This is a genomic window from Rhizobium sp. P32RR-XVIII, assembly GCF_012641395.1.
GTDB lineage: Bacteria > Pseudomonadota > Alphaproteobacteria > Rhizobiales > Rhizobiaceae > Rhizobium.
In genome coordinates, this window is record NZ_JABAIH010000003.1 from 1 (window position 1) to 16873 (window position 16873).

Here is a 16873-nt window from a genome sequence, read left to right on the forward strand (position 1 = left end):
TCGCCGCAGCCTGGCTCCAGGCAACGCGCCACGGCGCACCGTAGGCACAGCGGACCTCGAGCTGGCCGGTAACGGTGATGATTTGCAAGAGATGGCTTAGCCAATCGACTTCGGACATAGGGACCTCAGGAACTTAAAGTGCTCAAGCATCTTATCGTAGTTGCACGCCGGTTATACGCGTGTACGAGCTGATTGGACACATAACGAGCAAACTCGTCAGGGGACTTGTCGGCCACACTTCAAAACCCGGCGCGGCGAGCTTTTCTTGCGCGGTCTGCCAGGACTACTTGACGGCACGGAGGACGGCGATGCGCCGCACGAGGCCTGAGGACGGATCCGCACCCAGCCTGTCACGCAAATAGCTTTCGGTACTGGATGAAACCCGAGCGGTCAGCGAGACGGTCGTAAAGCTGCATGGCGCTATGGTTGGATTCGTGTGTTGTCCAGTACACTCGGGACGCCCCGCGACGTCTCGCATCCGCATAGACATGTTCGATCAGCGCGCGGCCGATGCCGCTGCCACGCGCATCGTCGGCAACAAATAGGTCTTGAAGATAACAGTAGTCGTCCGTCGTCCAGGTGGATCGATGGTAGATCGAATGCACCAGCCCCAATGCTTCTTCGCCCACCATGGCAAGCGCCGCATGCATCGGCTCGACTGGGTCCAAGAAGTGTGCCCAGTTCTCGAGCGTCACGGACTCGGGGATATCCACTTCGTAAAATCGTTGATAGCCTTTCCACAGCGGAAGCCAAGTATCAAAATCGTTGCTGTCAATGGATTTGATTTCAACTGATTGCATAGCATGCTCCTGAAATTTTAGGCCGCCGTCACTTCCAGCCCGCGCTGCACCGCCGGACGCGCGAGGCCGCGGTCGAGCCACGCCTGCACATGAAGAAAGCGCTCGAAGCCGACGATCACTTTCTTCCTCCTAGGTGAGTGGCCCATCTCAGCGACCGGCACTTAGCCCACCGTCGACGTGCAGGATCTCTCCAGTGATAAACGGTGCCGAGTCGAGAAAGAGGATTGCGTCGGCGATTTCGCTTGTTTCACCCATGCGTCCGATAGGGTGGAAAGCTCCCAGTGCTTCGTGAGTTTCAGGTGCGTGCATCGGCGTCCTTATGATCCCCGGAGCGACGGCGTTCACGCGAATGCCCTTCTTCGCGTACTCGATCGCCAGTGATTTCGTGGCGGCGTTGAGGCCGCCCTTCGTCATAGCCGCCAAGACCGAGTAGATCCCACTGACTGGAGTGGGGCCTATGCTGGCCGTGACGCTCACCACGTGGCCATTCGAATGCTTTTCCATCTCGGCGATCGCGAGTTGCGTGATGTGATAGAAGCCCGCCATGTTCACATTCATCACGGCGGCATAGTCTTCGGCGGTGTGTTCGGTGAAAGGCTTTCCGATGTAGATGCCGGCGTTGTTCACCAGCGTATCGATCCGGCCAAATCGCTCGATACCTTCGGAAATGACACGTTGGGCGGTTGTGGGATCGCCGATGTCACCGGCAATGCTCAGGATGTTCTCGTCGTCGGACGGCTTGATCGAACGTGAGGTCGCGACAATGCGGTAATCGAGCTTTCGGAAGGCCTCTACGACTTTAGCGCCGATGCCTTGTGAAGCACCGGTGACGACAACAACCTTCTGTGACTTGTTCATGCTTTTACCCCGGAAAATAGAGTGTCCTAACCTTATCGGCACAGACGAAAAGCCCGGATGCCCCATGAAACTCTCCTGGGTGCATCCGGGCTTTCGTACGCTACCGGATAGAGTTCAGATCGAGCCGGCCGGCCTAACGGCCGGAAAGTCCTTCTCGGGATCGACTACGTTATTGAAAAAGTTCGTCAGGGAGTACATGGCTACCAGCGCGACGATCTCTATGATGTTCGCATCCGTATAGCCGGCATCGCGGACGGTTTTCAGATCGGCGTCACTGACCTGTCCTCGGGTCTCGATGACCTTGCGTGCAAACTGCACGGCGGCGTCCCGCTTCGGATCGTTGGCATGCCCCTTCCGAGCGAGAATGATGTCATCTGCCGACAGCCTGGCCATATGCTCAGCCGTAAAGCTGTGAACCGTCAGGCAGTAATTGCAGCCATTCACTTCGGAGACGGCGAGACCAATGCTGTCTCGCGTCTTCACGTCGAGCGCCTTGCTCATGGAGCCGAACAGGGTGGCCCATGAGTTGAACGCGATCGGGCTCGCCGCGAAGGTCGCCATCATATTCGGGGTGAACCCGATATTCTTGGTGAATGCATCGAGAGTGGATTTCGAATCGGCCGGTACCTGTTCCGGCTTTAGAGCTGCAGATCTTGGCATCGTAGTCTCCGTAAATTGCTGGATTTACTGATAATCAAACGAGGTCCAGCACATCGGCCACGGGACGGCGCGGCTTCTGCGGCCAGTTTCCAGGGCGTTCCGCGCCGACGGACAACAGCATCACCGGCACTTCGTCATGGGCAAGTTCGAACTCGCGGTGCACCGCGTCGGCATCGAAACCGATCATCGGCGTCGAACCCAGGCCAAGCGAGCCGGCTGCATAAATCATCGCCGCGGCGCCAAAGGTGGCGGTGCGCACTGCTTCGTCGCGACGGCGCTGCGGGTATTCCATGTACAGATCGCGTGCGGGGATTTCCCAATCGGGCACCAACCTTGCCGGCATGATGCCCGCTTCAACGACCGGTGCCAGGCGGTCTGGTATTACGCTGGTTTCGACCAGCTGGCCGCAGACGATGAAGGTCACGGCCGCTTCAGTGATCGCCGGCTGGCTCCACGCGATCGGACTGAGCCGAGCCTTGGCTTCAGGCGTGCGTACGGCGATAAAACGCCAGTTCTGCAAGTGGAACGATGTCGGCGCACTAGTGCCGATCCGCACCAGTTCGCGGATTTGGTCGTCGCTCAAGCTGGCGGAAGGGTCGTAATACTTGGTGGCCCTGCGGCTCAGGATAGTTTCGATGACGGCGTTGGTCATGGCGGTTCCTATGGGTGAAGGGATAGGTTGGGGAACGAGAGTGTTTTCGCTCTCTTTGCTGGGAATGCTGCAGGGATGGAGCCCGTTCGACGTCACATGCGAGGAGCCATGGGTAGGTTCCCGGATTGCCCTCGGCACGGCTGATAGGACGCGACCGGCCGATCTGGACAGCGCCGGCCGGTCGTTCCCGCCGCCTGGTCCGTCACAACGATTGCCCTCATCGTCCACCTGCCTGTGTAGTAGGTCTTCATCTTCCGAATTCCTTTGCAGACGAGTGAAAATAGGATCGGCGAAACGCAATGGTCCAATGACCTTTGGCTATGGAATTGATGCCACCGACCTGGTGCGCAAAAAATCAACCGCGCGGTACAAATCTCTGCTTCTCGCCTCGAAAGAAGCGTTAGCGAATGAGCATTGAAGGTTATCGAACGTCATCGATCTATGGCGGAGCAGATCATCGCGAAGTGGATGTGCGCTGGGGCGGGGTTCGACGGCCGACGCCATGCGGCCCGGTCGTCGCCCGAGATCAAGTGGGCTGAGCCAAGCAAAAGAACGAGAGTGGCGAAGTCATTTTTCCCGACCGAGGACCGAAGCACCATCTCCTACAAGGATTGGGGCCCGCGGGATCCCCAGCCGATTTGCTTCTACCACCGCCGGCCGGCCAGTTCAGACGACTGGGAAGCGTTGGATCGACGACGTCGAACGATGCTGCTTGACGAGGAGCGCTACGGCTTCCTCTTCCGGTTGTCCATTCTGTTTCGCGAGTTCCTTCACGAACGTCTCGACGCCTTCAGACAAAGTCGGCCCCGGCAACATAGAATTGACGGTGACCGCCGTACCTTTGGTCAATTCCGCAAGCCCCCGCGAGATAGCAAGCTGCACGGCTTGGGTTGCACCGTATTGAATCATCTCCGTCGGAATGTTCAGCGCGGATTCCGACGGGACGAAAACGATACGGCCCCAATTACGCTGGAGCATCCCCTTGATGTAAGCGCGTGACAGACGCACACCGGACATCACGTTCGCTTCGAAGAAGCCCGTCCAGTCTTCGTCGGTGATGTCGAAGAAATCATTCGGCTCGAAAATACCGGAGTTGTTGATCAGGATGTCGGTGCTCGGCACCGCTTCAACCAGCTTCGCGCAGCCCAATGCCGTCGACACGTCCGCGGCGACCCCGCGCACCTTAGCAAACGGCACAACCTTCGTGATCAACACGACCGCGGCGTCCACGCCGGCTTCCGATCGGCCATTCACGACGACGCTCGCGCCCGTTCCCGCAAGCCGCCTGGCAATGGCAAGACCGATACCGCTCGTTGAGCCGGTCACGATTACGGTTTTGCCCGACAAATCGATTTTCATGGAGTGCTGCTTAGCTAGTATGACGGTTCGGGAGCTCTGGGCGACATCATTCGTCGGATGCGGAAGCATCCTCAACCTGAGATCCGGCAAGTTCGCGAACTCTGTTGAGGATGTCGGACGGCTCTTGGCGGATCGTAAAATCAGGCTCGACGAAGGAGTCTCTGATTATGCCGTCTTGATCGATCACGAAAGTCGCCGGGATTGGCAGCATCCACTCAGTCGATCCATGACGGTGCCCGAAGTCGTAACCCTGCCCCGAGTAGTGCGCCTTGGTTTCCTCAGGGACGCGAAACAAGACGCCATAAGATATCGCCACCCCGTGGTCGACGTCCGCGAGCATCGTCAGGTCGAGGTTCAACTGCCGTTTCAGCTGCCTCGGCAGATCACGGGTCTCGGGAGACACCACGACGAGGTTCGCCTTCAGACTATCAAATTGGGCCTTGGCCGCTTGAAGAGCGCGAAGCTCTGCGTTGCAGAATGGGCACCATCCACCCCGGTAGAAGCTAACCACAAGCGGCCCTTCACCACGAAGCTGTTCGGACGAATGAAGTCGTCCATTTGCATCGGGTAGAAGAAAATCTGGCGCCGTGTCGCCAACCTGCAATGCGTGCGAGGCGATGTCTGCCTTGCGGAGCCAATCGACGAGAAAGAGGTAGGATTCCCGGTCGGCGTCATTGAACCCGGCCATGAGCTCGTTACGCACTTGATTGAGGGTCTTAGTTAAGTGGTCAGACATCAATTCGACGGTCATCAGTATACCGGGTATCTTAAGAAATGGGCAATATGTGGACTCATGCGGACATACCGGTCGCTTCGAGGTGGCTGTGACGCTCAGTTTGGAGAGGCGATCCCGTATGAAGAGACCAGTCGCGCAACCGCGCGACCTTTACGAAGGCGTCAAGCGCCGGTGAGTAGCGTCGGCCTTGCACCGCAAGAAGCCGGACCTCCCGCCATACCGGATCCCCCTCGATCGGAAGCGCCTTTAGGGAGGGTAGCCGGGGCATATGCTCGGGAGCGAGGACTATTCCAAACCCCGCCTCTGCCAAATGCTGCAGGTGCAAGTCGTGGCAGCTGCGATGGTTGGGATGCGGCGGCGGCGGCGCGTCGGCAAAGCAGAGACGGCGAAATTTCGGAGCCACGTCACAATAGGTGCGCTCAAGAATAATGGCTTCGCGAAGCGCTTCGATTCCGATCGCCGGAAGATCGGCAAGTTCATGCGACGAAGCGAGAACGGCGACATAGCGCTCTTCGAACAGCGCCCAATCGTCGATTCTTTCCGGTCTCTCGTCGAGATCACCAACCAAGGCGACATTTACTTCGCCCTCTAATAGGAGCTCGACAAGGCGGCTTGGCTGCTCTTCCCGAAGCTCGACATGGAGGCCGGGGACGAATTTGCGAATCTCAGCGATGGGCTCGAGAACGAGCGATGCGGAAATGGATGGGGCGAGACCGATCGTTAATGGAGCTACTTCCTTTTGCTGAAACTCCCGCGCCCGGCGTCGAACAGCCTCAGTCGATGCAAGTGCGCGCTCAAGCATGGGCAGCACCGCCTTGCCCAAGTCAGTGAGGTGGGTAAGTTGACGTTCTCGGTAGATGAGCTCGCCCCCAAGTTCCTGCTCCAGCCTTTGCACGCCCTTGGTCAGTGCCGGTTGCGTGACGTTACACATCTCCGCGGCACGCGTGAAGTTGCGCGTGCTTGCGACAGCTAGAAAGTACCGTACCTGGTGGAGCTCCATTGGTGTTCACCGTCAACTGTTTCGGTCACTACTGAGCCCCTGCGATGGCAATGCAGCATCACGCTGGGGCGCTATATCCGAAAGCTACGTTGCCACCGGTGCCGTCGCGATGAAACCCGCGTCGGGCATCCCTGGACGGGCGGACACGCTTTGTGGAATCCAGAGCGGGCCTAGCGTCGAGGATCAGTGCATCAGGCATGCGCGAATATGGCTAAGGATTGGAAAGAGCTCGGTTGGGTCGCAGCGTCGGGTGTAGTTGGGGCTGATATCGGCGTACTCGACGATCCCATCTGGTCTTATTACGTACAGAGCTGGCATCGTTAGTGTCCAACTCGACTCCCCATTCACGGCGGCAAGGTCGAGACCGGATTCTATTTCAGTGGCGCGCAACTCTGGGGACAGCTTCCAACGCAGGCCGAACGCGCGAGCTACCTTCCCGCCGCGGTCGACGAGGCTGGGGAACGATAAGCCATTCATTCGCTCAGTAGAGCGGCTCTCGTGCGCGGACTGTTGAGAAATCGCGACGATCGACGCCCCCAATGAGTGGAGTTGCGACGCGACAGTCTGGATCACTCGTAAATTGAGGCTACAATAGGGGCACCATCCGCCCCTATAGAAAATAATGAGAACTGGGCCCCTGTTTAGAAGGTCGTCGGATGAAATCACGTTGCCATCGGGATCGCGCAGGCGGAATCCTGGAGCTTGGTCTCCGGCGTGAATAGCTCTTTCGGCGATACCCGAGGAGACCAGATCGTTGATAGCCTCCTGGCGGACACGCCAAATATGAGGGGGGGTGTTTTCATGATCCCTGTCCCTAAGCGCGTCGAGTTCGTCCTGGAGTCGCATTGTGGTTATCCTCACCGTCTTCGGCGGGCTCCTTATCGACACTGGGCGTGGCGGCGGTGTGGCGGTAGTGCTGAAATGCAAATTTCACATATTCTCACACGACATGAGCGAGATTCTATCGCTCAACGCCAATCTTAGACTCATGCCGCTTCCACGACCTTATCTCAGCTTTGCGAGATCGTCGTCCAGGGACTTGCGCAGATACGAAACGGCGAAATCGATGAAGAGGCGTATTTTCAATGGCAAGAGCGCCTGCCGGGCGTAAATAATATTGACCGGGGTCGGTTCGGGCTCAAAATCTTGGAGAATGAGGGACAGCTTCCCCTCGGAGACTGGCTTGACGACTTGATATGAGAGGACGTTCGTAACCCCGATACCCGCAATGGCAGCGTCTATCGCCGCTTCCGCAGTATTGATCTTCAATCGGCACTGAGGACGGACTCCACGGCTCGGCTTGCCGTCTCGAGGGTTGAAAATCCAGGTCGACCCTGAGGCAAGCGCTGTGTAGGTGACACACATATGCTTCGCCAAATCGTCCAGGGTCTTCGGCGTTCCGTGCGCCGAAAAATAGGCGGGACTCCCGCACACGACCCGACGAATTTCACCAACCTTAGTCGCGACGAGCGTACTATCAGACAACATCCCGGTCCGAACCGCGAGATCGACGTGCTCATCAACGAGGTCAAGTGTACGATCTGACAGCGTCAAATAGACACTTATCTGTGGAAATTCGGCCAAGAACGCGGTCACTACCGGGACGACATAAAGCCGACCGAAGACGATCGGCGCCGTGATCTTAAGACCGCCGCGCGGAACGCTATGCTCTCCAGCGGCTTGAGATTCGGCTTCGTCAACCTGATCGAGAATGCGTTTGCATGCGGCTAGATAGGAAACTCCCGCCTCCGTCAGCGCCAGCTTTCGTGTCGAGCGAACCAGGAGCTGGGTATTGAGATGAGCCTCGAGATCAGCAACCTTGCGGCTGACCGTGGGAAGTGGAACGTTCAGCTGGCGCCCAGCCGCGGAGAAGCTCCCGGCTTCAACCGCGGCGATGAAATATTCCATTGCTTCCAAACGATCCATCTTCTCTCACTTTTCGAGAGGTCGTCCGCTTGATTAACCTATTATTGGGGTGAGCGGTAGGTCGTCCTCGTTTCGTCCCAGTGCAGTGATTGACGGCATGAGTAACGCTCAATCCGCATCGACATACGGGATCTGTAGTTCACCCAGAACATCCTCATAGCTGGCCTGAGTGCTCGCGTTGTGGCCGGAAGTAGTGACGTCCGCGCGTGTGTGAATGTCCGCACTAATGCCGAGAATTTCGCCAACGGGGCAGAGGTTTGCGGCCTCCAGCAAGAATGCGCGCTGTTGCGCGTCGAGTTCTCCGTCTAGCACGAGAGTGCGCTGGAACGAATCTCTTTCGCCGTGGGCGCCGTGGTAGAAGCTGACGCCCACTTCCACGTGCTCCAGCGGAAGTTTATGGCGCCGAGCCTGAAAACGAACGGTCATAGCGGTGCATGCAGCCAGAGATGCGCTGAGAAGGTCGTAAGGATTGGGACCGGGAGATACGTGGCCGACTCCATCTGGGCCGCCGATAGCAAACTGAGATGTGTCGACATGACCAACCATTGCGCCATGATTGGTGGGGTCGCTCGCGACGACAACTTCGCGGAGCTTAGGTGCGTTATCCTGCGATGTCATAGAGCTTTCCTTCCATTGTGTGAGCGTGTCATGAAAGCGGCGTCGCTAGCCGCCATATCGTTCGGTCTTGATCACCGCGGCGTCCAACCCTGCCATTAGCGCTCCATCGGCTGCGATATCGACGAAGGGGTTTGATCCGCAGATAAATACATACGCAGGCACGTGATGGAGCCCGGCGATTAACTCGGCGACTATCGCGTTATCGATGCGTCGCGCAAAGTCACAGGCGCGCGCTGGGGCCTCTCGAGTAATCGCCAGCGCCAACTTGAATGTCGGGTCAGCCATTTCCAATGAGAACAGCTCATCGGCGAACAGCACATCGCGCTGTGTCCGAGATGACACGAGCAGTGCTGTCGGCACAGTCTGCGCCAGGTCGCCGCGTCGCCGGATCATCGCCATCAGCGGCACGACACCAGACCCCGCCCCGATCAACAGTACTGGTGCGGTTGAACGTTCGGGCCACAGGAAGTGGCCGCCGAGCGGGCCACGCAATTCGATTTCGTCGCCCACAGCCGCAATGTCATGGAAAAACGGAGAGACTTCACCGTCCGGGAGGCGTTCGACCGCAAGCTCAATGATATTCGAGGCACTCGGTGAAGAGGCGATCGAATAACTCCGCATCGCCACGTAGCCGTCCGGAGCCGTCAATCGCACATCGACGTGTTGACCGGCGATATGCGCAAATGGCTCGCTGAGCCGCAGGAAGAAGCTTTTGATGCTTGGCGTTTGCTGAATGATCTCGGCGATGATGCATGTCTGCCAAGACGCCGGTTGCGGGCCACCCTCAGTCATTGGTGTACCGCTGCTCGCGCCACGGGTCGCCGTAAATGTGATATCCGCGCAATTCCCAGAAGCCTGCTTCGTCGCGTTCGGTAAATTGGAGCCCGTTTACCCATTTGGCGGACTTCCAGAAGTAGAGGTGAGGGACGAGGAGTCGTGCCGGGCCGCCATGATCGCGGGGAAGCGGCTGCCCCTCGTAATTCAGAGCAACCATGGCCTTTCCAGACGAAAGATCTGCAAGGGGAACATTTGTAGAGTAGCCATCGTAGCAGTGTGCGAGCACGAAATCAGTGGGACGCTCAACGCCGGCATCGGCAAGGATGTCGTCGACGATCACGCCCTCCCAGGCGGTGTTGAGTTTTGACCACGATGTCACGCAATGAATGTCTCTCGTCATCTTAGTCTTGGGCAAAGCGTTGAACTCACTCCAGTTCCAAGCCTTGATGGGCCTCGGCCCGATCTTGAGGGTAAATTTCCAATCCGCTGTCTCGACGCGCGGGGTCGGCCCGGCCGTCAGGACAGGGAAGTGCTCGACAAGGTGCTGCCCCGGCGGAATTCGATCCAGCTGGTCTTCTCCCGAATTTCGGCTGGTAAAGCCTCTGGTCACCATAGCGAGCTCCTTTGCGGCGTTACGGGTGCCTTCTTCACGATGAGGCCCCGAGCGTTCGAATGATTGGTCCACCGGCTTGGACGAATGCGCAGGTGGGTAGCAGCGCAAAGTAAGACTTGGTATTCAGGGTAGATCTCAGCGCTGCATCCGCCCAGCCGGTGCGTTCAATAATTAAATTCGACGACCATTCGGGTAAAGCTATCGTATCCATAACGGGCAGGAATGCTCGGCGAAGTCAGCGTCGAAGCTCCGCGAAGAGGAAATCCGTGAACGCGCGCGCGGCGGGCTTGATGATATTTCCGCTCACGAACAATGCGCTGATTTCCATCGAGCCGAAGTCCCAGTCAGGCAGCACCCGCACGAGCGCCCCGGTCTCGATCTCTGCCTGCACGCTTGTTTCGCTCGACGCGGCGATTCCCAGCCCGGCGACGGCGCTTGCCGTGGCGCCTTCGTTGATGGTGATAGCGAGCTGGCCGTCCACGCGCACGGACACAACACGCCCGTCCTTGCGGAACGACAAAGTCGGCGAGGGATGCGCTGGACTGAGGATCACCGAGTGGTGCGCGAGGTCCGACGGCATCGTGGGCGTGCCACGCTCCCGGAGGTAGTCTGGGGAGGCCGCGAGTATCCTCGGCTGGTGGAGGAGTTTGCGCGCCGTCGCGCTCGAGTCGCGGAGGGCGCCGAACTGGAACGACACGTCGAGGCCCTCAGTCACGATGTCCGGGTAGCGGTCAGTCACCCGGAGCTCGATCTTCAGCGCCGGGTGCTGCTTCATAAACGCGGAAAGCCGCGGAATGATTTCCCTGAGCCCGAAACTTACCGGCGTGCCGACGCGAAGCACCCCTCGCAGCTCTCCGGTGCCGCGAGCCTCGTGGTCGGCCTCGTCGAGCGCCGCTAGGATGGGCTCGACACGCATCAAATAGGCTGCTCCAGCGTCCGTCAGCGTGACGGCACGGGTTGTCCGGCTGAAGAGCGTCGCGCCGACATCGGCTTCCAACGCGGCGATGAGGCGTGAGGCCGAGGCCTGAGAGAGACCGAGTTCACGACCGGCGCTCGAAAAATTGCCCACGCGACCTGCGCGGGCAAACAGTTTCAGCGCTGTAAGTCGGTCGTTCATCGCTTCTCTATCTTACTCCTATTTCCCGGCTGGTCCGGGCGCCAAAATGCCACCTCTCGCCCGCGAAGATAACACCCGGGAATAGAGACATTGTCTCTCATTTATTGAGAGGATTAAACCGCCGGCGCGACGACAGGACGCTCGAGCACAATGATATAAAGGCGCGTCAACGATGTGCGGCCAATCGGCGTATATGACACGCCAAGCGCAGACACCTATGCCGCTCAGGTGATTACACACGCCGTGCGCTCCAGAGCCGATCCAGGATTGGAAGGAGGTCCGTTGGGTTTGAGCGGTGAGTTTGATCCGGATCGACTTCCGAGTAAGCGATAACCCCGCTTTGATCGACAACGAACCGCGAGGGGATTGGAAGCGTCCAACTATCCTCCCCGTGAAGGCGTGGCAGATCGATTCCACTTTTCAGATGCAACGTCTGGAGCAGTTCGGGGATACGCCAACGAACGCCGAACTGCAGCGCGACCTTCCCGCCTTTATCGCACAAGATTGGTAGCGTTATCTGCTTGGTCCTTCGGGTCCTTGCATTCTCCTCAATTGTCTGCGGCGATATGGCGACCAGCGAAGCTCCACGTGCCTCGATTAATGGGCGGACCTCTTCGAGCGCCCTTAAGCCGCGAATGCAACCGGGACACCAGCCGCCGCTATAGAAAACCAAAAGGAGCGGACCGTGGCGCAGTATCGATGCCAAGGAGGTGTCCACGCCATCTTGGTTGGGTAGACAGAAGTCCGGTACGCGTCGTCCGGCGGCTAATGCGTTCTCGGTTTGGCCAGCGGCCTTCAGGTATTCCGCGGCCTGCGCTAGGGCGATCGTGATATCAGTGTTCATTTCCGGCGTCCTGCTTTCCGAACAGCTGGCGTTTCAATGCCGAGCCGGACAACAAGGGTTTCTCTCAATAGCCGCCATCGGCAACCTCGACTTATTCAGCTCCGTCAGGAGCCGGTCGCAGATCGCCCGAGCCGGCGGCTCGGCCATAGAGTCCGCAACATATTATCGCTGGACAGAACAGAACGGTCTGTAACCGCCGACAAAATGCCAATCCAAGGGACCCCAATGTCAAAGCTCAAGAGGGGATTTTTGCGGGAGCGCATGCAATCACCCGCGTTGCGCGGGTGATTGCATGCTCGGGGTTAAGCTCTCCTGGTCACCTCGAACAGGAACCATGTGCGACGTTCGGCCTCGTCGATCCAGTTTTCCATCAGGCTGGCCGTGGCGACATCGCCATGCTCGTCGCAGACATTGTGGGTCTGCCGCAGGTGTTGGGTAAGCGCCAGGTTGTCTTCCTTCAGCTCGGCCAGCATGTCTTCGGGTGTGACGAAATCCGCATCATTGTCCTCGATATGCTTCACCCTGGCGATGTGGCCGATCGAGCGGATCGTTGTGCCGCCGATTTTGCGGGCTCTTTCCGCGATTTCGTCCGTCATCGCGAAAATCTGCGCGGCCTGCTCATCGAGAAGGAGGTGATAATCCCGGAAATGCGGGCCTGATATGTGCCAATGGAAGTTTTTGGTCTTGACGTAAAGCGCGAACACGTCCGCCAGAAGCGCAGTGAGGGCGGCCGAAATATCCTTGGTGGCATTGGAGCCGAGATTGCTCGGTGTGTCGAGCGGCGCTTCGCGCCGCTTTCTCGCGTCTTCCATACTCATTTTGATCCCTCATTCAGGTTTGATGCAGTCTTGGTGTTCGTCGCGGAATGGCTCCGAACAAGCAGTTTTGCGAAATTGAGTCTGCACGTTTGCGACGTGCCGGCCCTTTCACGTTAATGCGACATGGCCGGTCCGCCGTCGATGACTAGCTACGCCGGACCATGTCGCAGGGAGCATCATCATTCGCACCGCCGTTCCGATGCCGACCGCGGACTCGATCTCAATAGCGCCGCCGCTCTCTTGAACAAATTGCCGCACTTGGCCGAGACCGAGACCCGAACCCTGCCCAACGGGCTTCGTCGTGAAATTGGTGTCGAACGCTCGCCGGAGCACGTCGTCTGTCATGCCGCTTCCGTTGTCCGCGACGATGACTTCTACCGCCCCAGTCACCGTTCCTGGACGCGGCACATTGTTCTTCGCGGAGATTACGACCTCGCCACCGTCTTGCAGCGCCGCGCTCGCATTACGGCACAAGTTGAGAAGCGCGAAGTAAAGGTCCTCTGGATCGGTGGCAAAATCGGAGAGATCTTGCGCAATCTCGGTGCGAAGTGACCGACCGGGACCGATGGCGTGCCGCAAATCCTCCGTTGCCGCGACAAGGTCCCGCCGAGTCGTGATATTCGCATGTCGATTTTGCTGAATAGAATTTCCACCTAAGAGTTTGCGACTCGAAACCGCGGCGCGCTGCACTGCGTGCCGCATTTGGTCGACAATCCGTTTCCTTCCCTCGACCTCCGTCTGGCGCTCCCAGAGCCGCAGCCCACAATCGATCGTGGCAAGGAGGTTTGTGATGTCGTGCAGAATCGCTTTGGCGGCCTCTCCTATGGCGGCGGTGTCTTGATCTTGCGTCAGCGGAATAGAGTGCGAGACACTAGTCAGCGGTAAATTGCGGCACATCACGCCGGAAATTTCACCATCTCTGCCAATCGTACGGATCTGGACCCTCCTCACGGCTGGGGCGATGTCGCACTCAAGCGATGATAGATGCCGGACGTCGGCGTGAAAAATCCGAGGCATGACGACTTCAATTACCTCGTTGCTTTGCATAGCGACCTTCCTGGCTTTTCAATCTGGCATCGTGTTCCGCGTGTCGATCGCGGTACCGAAAGTGTTTGGTGTGACAATGCTTTGGAGAATGACCTTGCAACGCCGGCGAGGGAAATCACCTCTTGCCATAGAGTCGATAGACGATCGTTATAGCCGGTCGCCGCACGGCGCTCTCGGACACGATTAATACGGCCAGCGGCCTGACGATCGATCCGGACGGCAACAATGTCGAGGCGCCCATGGGCTCCGGACCGTCATCCCGCGCGCCGCGAGGCGCACGGGATGACGCGCGAGGACTATGACGACGACTTCAGCGAATTTGTATCGATCGGCAGGCTGCGCAGACGCTTGCTGGTCGCGGCGAAGATCGCATTTGTCACTGCAGCACTGACAACAGCTGTCGGAGCTTCGCCAACGCCACCTGGAGCTTCCGCGTTCTTAATCAAGTGCGTCTCCACCACCGGTACCTCGTCGATACGCATCGGCAGATAGCTGTCGAAATTGCTCTGCTCGACGCGTCCATCCTTGAAGGTGATCGAGCCATGGAGCGCAGCGGTCAGCCCGAAAAGCGTTCCACCTTGAATCTGTGCTTCGATCGTATCTGGATTGACGTACATGCCGCAGTCAATCGCACAGACGATCCGCTTGACTTTGACAGAGCCATCGGCTGCCACTTCGACCTCGGCGACCTGCGACGTATAACTTCCGTATGCGAATTGTACCGAAATCCCGCGGCCATGCCGTGCGGGGAGTGGTGATCCCCACCCGGCTTTTTCCGCGGCAAGCGACAGAACAGCAAGCGCTCGCGGATTGTGGCCGAGCAATCCCTTGCGATAAGCGACGGGATCCTGTTTCGCGGCATACGCGAGCTCATCTATGAAGCTTTCGACTACAAAAACATTATGAGTCGGTCCGACGCCGCGCCACCAGGACGTCCGGACACCAGGGGGTTCGACCCGGACAAAGTCGACGTGGATATTGGGGAGTGCATATGGCGGCTCGGCCGCCGCTTCTACGGCATCGGGGTCCAATCCGTCCTTGAAGTAAGGGGGATAATAGCGAGCCATGACCGAGGAGCCGGCGATCCGATGCGTCCAGGCAACCGGCTTGCCGGCCGCGTCAAGTCCGGCTGACAGCCGGTCGAGATAGTACGGCCGATACATATCGTGCTGGATGTCTTCCTCGCGGCTCCAGATCACCTTCACCGGACCATCGACGTGCTTGGCGATCTTGACGGCGAGGATCGTGCCATCAGGTTCCAGCCTTCGGCCGAAGCCACCGCCAATCAGATGATTGTGAATTTTGATTGCATCCTTTGGCAGGCCGGTGAGTTCGGCCACCTGCGACTGCGTGATCGTAGGCGCCTGTGTCCCGACCCAGATGTCGCAGCGATCCTTCTGCAGATGAACGGTGCAGTTCATCGGCTCCATCGCCGCATGGGCCAGGAAAGGCACCTGATAGATGGCGTCAACCCGTTGCGCGGCCTCCGTAAGAGCCTTCCCTGCATCGCCGACGTTACGGGCGACCACGCCCGGCTTTTGGGATTCCTCCTCCAATTGCTTGACGATATCGGCGTTGCTGACCTTGCTGTTCGGCCCGTCGTCCCACGTGATGGCGGCGGCCTCGAGCCCCTTCTTCGCCGCGCCCGTGTGATCCGCCACCACAGCAACAGCTTCATCGATGTTGACCACTTGCCGGACGCCCTTCACTGCCAACGCGGCCTTCTCGTCCACCGTTTTCGCCTTGCCACCGAGCACGGGCGAAATAGCAACCGCTGCAACCTTCATACCCGGCAGTCGCGTATCGATACCGTAGAGCGCGCGCCCATCGACCTTTATCGGGGAATCCACGCGCTTGGCGCGTGTGCCGATCAGGGTGAAATCCTTCGGATCCTTCAATTTGACGTTTGCCGCAGGCGGCACAGGCAATTTCGCCGCGGCCTTCGCAAGTTGGCCGTAGCTCAGATGCTTCGAGCCTGACGCATCGAACACGACGCCGTCCTTGGCGCGGCAAGTCGCTGGATCGACATTCCAGCGCTTTGCGGCTGCCGCAATAAGCAGATTACGACCCACTGCCCCTGCCTGACGCAGCGGTGTCCAGAAGGCGCGGACGGAGGCGGAACCACCTGTATTTTGAATGCCTATGATCGAATTGACGTAAAGCGCATGATTTGGCGGCGCATGCTGAACCTGAATCTGGTCAAGCTTCACTTCCAGTTCTTCAGCGAGAAGCATCGACAGCGACGTGTAAACCCCCTGCCCCATCTCGACCATCGGCATGATCAGGGTCACAGCGCCGGTTGGATTGATCCGTATAAATCCGTTCGGCGCGAAAATACCCGTGACCTCGTTTTCGACCACCTGCGAAGCAGGTGCCGCGAAGACGGGCTCCGTGCTTGCGCCGGTCAGCGCAAAACCAAGCAGCAAGCCTGTGCCCTGAAGAAAGGCGCGCCGCGGCATCGCTGTTTCATCGACAATCTGCTTTTTCAGAACAAGCTCATCCATGATTTCAAACTCCCGCAGCGTGCTTGATCGCCGCGCGGATGCGCTGATAGGTGCCGCATCGGCAGACATTGCCCGACATGGCGGCATCGATGTCGTCATCCGTCGGCTTCGGCGTGTCTTTCAGTAGCGCCGCCGCCGACATGATCTGGCCGGACTGGCAGTAGCCGCACTGCACCACCTCCAGCTCCAGCCACGCCTTCTGCAAGGTCGCGCCCTGCGGCGTCTGGCCGATCGCCTCGATCGTGGTGACCGCGCTGTCGCCGACGCTGTCGACTGGCGTCTGGCACGAGCGCACCGCCTGGCCGTCGAGATGCACGGTGCAGGCGCCGCACAGCCCCTGGCCGCAGCCGAACTTGGTTCCGGTGATGCCGAGTACGTCGCGCAGCATCCACAAAAGCGGGATGTCGCCATCGACGTCGACCTTATGGGGTGTGCCGTTGATCTTTAACGTGAAAGCCATGCATGCCTCTCGGTGGCTGGGGCTGATAAGATGATGTAGCCCGCCGACATGGACAGCGGTCGGCCGGCTGCGTGGATCAATGAG

General features: G+C 58.7%; 17 protein-coding genes and 3 pseudogenes. All 20 read right to left on the bottom strand.

Going from position 1 to position 16873, the window contains the following annotated elements; genetic code table 11:
- Positions 1-118 (bottom strand): annotated as a pseudogene (locus HGP14_RS35470) (AraC family transcriptional regulator); the annotation flags it as partial.
- Positions 119-350: 232 nt separating this feature from the next.
- Entirely contained in the window at positions 351-800 is a 450-nt protein-coding gene (locus HGP14_RS09705; protein WP_168829647.1) for a GNAT family N-acetyltransferase, read from the bottom strand.
- A gap of 17 nt (positions 801-817) precedes the next feature.
- A pseudogene (locus HGP14_RS09710) lies at positions 818-916 on the bottom strand (glutathione S-transferase); the annotation flags it as partial.
- A 31-nt stretch (positions 917-947) separates the two neighbouring features.
- A complete protein-coding gene (locus HGP14_RS09715) occupies positions 948-1658 on the bottom strand; it encodes an SDR family NAD(P)-dependent oxidoreductase (protein WP_168830267.1) in 711 nt (236 codons plus the stop codon).
- A 114-nt stretch (positions 1659-1772) separates the two neighbouring features.
- Positions 1773-2318, bottom strand: coding sequence for a carboxymuconolactone decarboxylase family protein (locus tag HGP14_RS09720; RefSeq protein WP_168829648.1), 546 nt, complete (start codon positions 2316-2318; stop codon positions 1773-1775).
- Between the two features lie 34 nt (positions 2319-2352).
- Positions 2353-2970, bottom strand: coding sequence for a nitroreductase family protein (locus tag HGP14_RS09725; protein WP_168829649.1), 618 nt, complete (start codon positions 2968-2970; stop codon positions 2353-2355).
- 669 nt (positions 2971-3639) lie between these two features.
- A pseudogene (locus tag HGP14_RS09730) lies at positions 3640-4329 on the bottom strand (SDR family NAD(P)-dependent oxidoreductase); the annotation flags it as partial.
- A gap of 46 nt (positions 4330-4375) precedes the next feature.
- Positions 4376-5080: a peroxiredoxin-like family protein gene (locus HGP14_RS09735; RefSeq protein ID WP_168829650.1), complete on the bottom strand. Its 705-nt coding sequence runs from the start codon at positions 5078-5080 to the stop codon at positions 4376-4378.
- A 40-nt stretch (positions 5081-5120) separates the two neighbouring features.
- Positions 5121-6065, bottom strand: coding sequence for a LysR family transcriptional regulator (locus tag HGP14_RS09740; RefSeq protein WP_168829651.1), 945 nt, complete (start codon positions 6063-6065; stop codon positions 5121-5123).
- Positions 6066-6248: 183 nt separating this feature from the next.
- On the bottom strand, positions 6249-6911 hold the full coding sequence (locus HGP14_RS09745) for a peroxiredoxin-like family protein (RefSeq protein WP_168829652.1): 663 nt from the start codon (positions 6909-6911) through the stop codon (positions 6249-6251).
- 159 nt (positions 6912-7070) lie between these two features.
- Positions 7071-7991 carry a LysR family transcriptional regulator gene (locus HGP14_RS09750; protein ID WP_168829653.1) on the bottom strand — a complete coding sequence of 307 codons (921 nt, stop codon included), beginning with the start codon at positions 7989-7991 and terminating at the stop codon, positions 7071-7073.
- A 108-nt stretch (positions 7992-8099) separates the two neighbouring features.
- Positions 8100-8609: an OsmC family protein gene (locus tag HGP14_RS09755; protein ID WP_168829654.1), complete on the bottom strand. Its 510-nt coding sequence runs from the start codon at positions 8607-8609 to the stop codon at positions 8100-8102.
- A gap of 45 nt (positions 8610-8654) precedes the next feature.
- Positions 8655-9401 carry a ferredoxin reductase gene (locus HGP14_RS09760; RefSeq protein ID WP_168829655.1) on the bottom strand — a complete coding sequence of 249 codons (747 nt, stop codon included), beginning with the start codon at positions 9399-9401 and terminating at the stop codon, positions 8655-8657.
- Complete coding sequence (locus tag HGP14_RS09765) at positions 9394-9999, bottom strand: sulfite oxidase-like oxidoreductase (protein WP_168829656.1); 606 nt, start codon at positions 9997-9999, stop codon at positions 9394-9396. Before HGP14_RS09765 ends, HGP14_RS09760 begins: the two co-directional genes overlap by 8 nt.
- A 235-nt stretch (positions 10000-10234) precedes the next feature.
- On the bottom strand, positions 10235-11116 hold the full coding sequence (locus tag HGP14_RS09770) for a LysR family transcriptional regulator (protein ID WP_168829657.1): 882 nt from the start codon (positions 11114-11116) through the stop codon (positions 10235-10237).
- A gap of 232 nt (positions 11117-11348) precedes the next feature.
- Positions 11349-11960, bottom strand: a complete 612-nt coding sequence (locus HGP14_RS09775) for a peroxiredoxin family protein (protein WP_168829658.1) — start codon at positions 11958-11960, stop codon at positions 11349-11351.
- Positions 11961-12262: 302 nt separating this feature from the next.
- Complete coding sequence (locus tag HGP14_RS09780) at positions 12263-12778, bottom strand: Dps family protein (protein WP_168829659.1); 516 nt, start codon at positions 12776-12778, stop codon at positions 12263-12265.
- Positions 12779-12886: 108 nt separating this feature from the next.
- On the bottom strand, positions 12887-13825 hold the full coding sequence (locus tag HGP14_RS09785) for an ATP-binding protein (protein ID WP_168829660.1): 939 nt from the start codon (positions 13823-13825) through the stop codon (positions 12887-12889).
- A gap of 296 nt (positions 13826-14121) precedes the next feature.
- Entirely contained in the window at positions 14122-16329 is a 2208-nt protein-coding gene (locus HGP14_RS09790; protein ID WP_168829661.1) for a xanthine dehydrogenase family protein molybdopterin-binding subunit, read from the bottom strand.
- Between the two features lie 4 nt (positions 16330-16333).
- Positions 16334-16789 carry a (2Fe-2S)-binding protein gene (locus HGP14_RS09795; protein ID WP_168829662.1) on the bottom strand — a complete coding sequence of 152 codons (456 nt, stop codon included), beginning with the start codon at positions 16787-16789 and terminating at the stop codon, positions 16334-16336.
- Positions 16790-16873 lie beyond the last annotated feature (84 nt).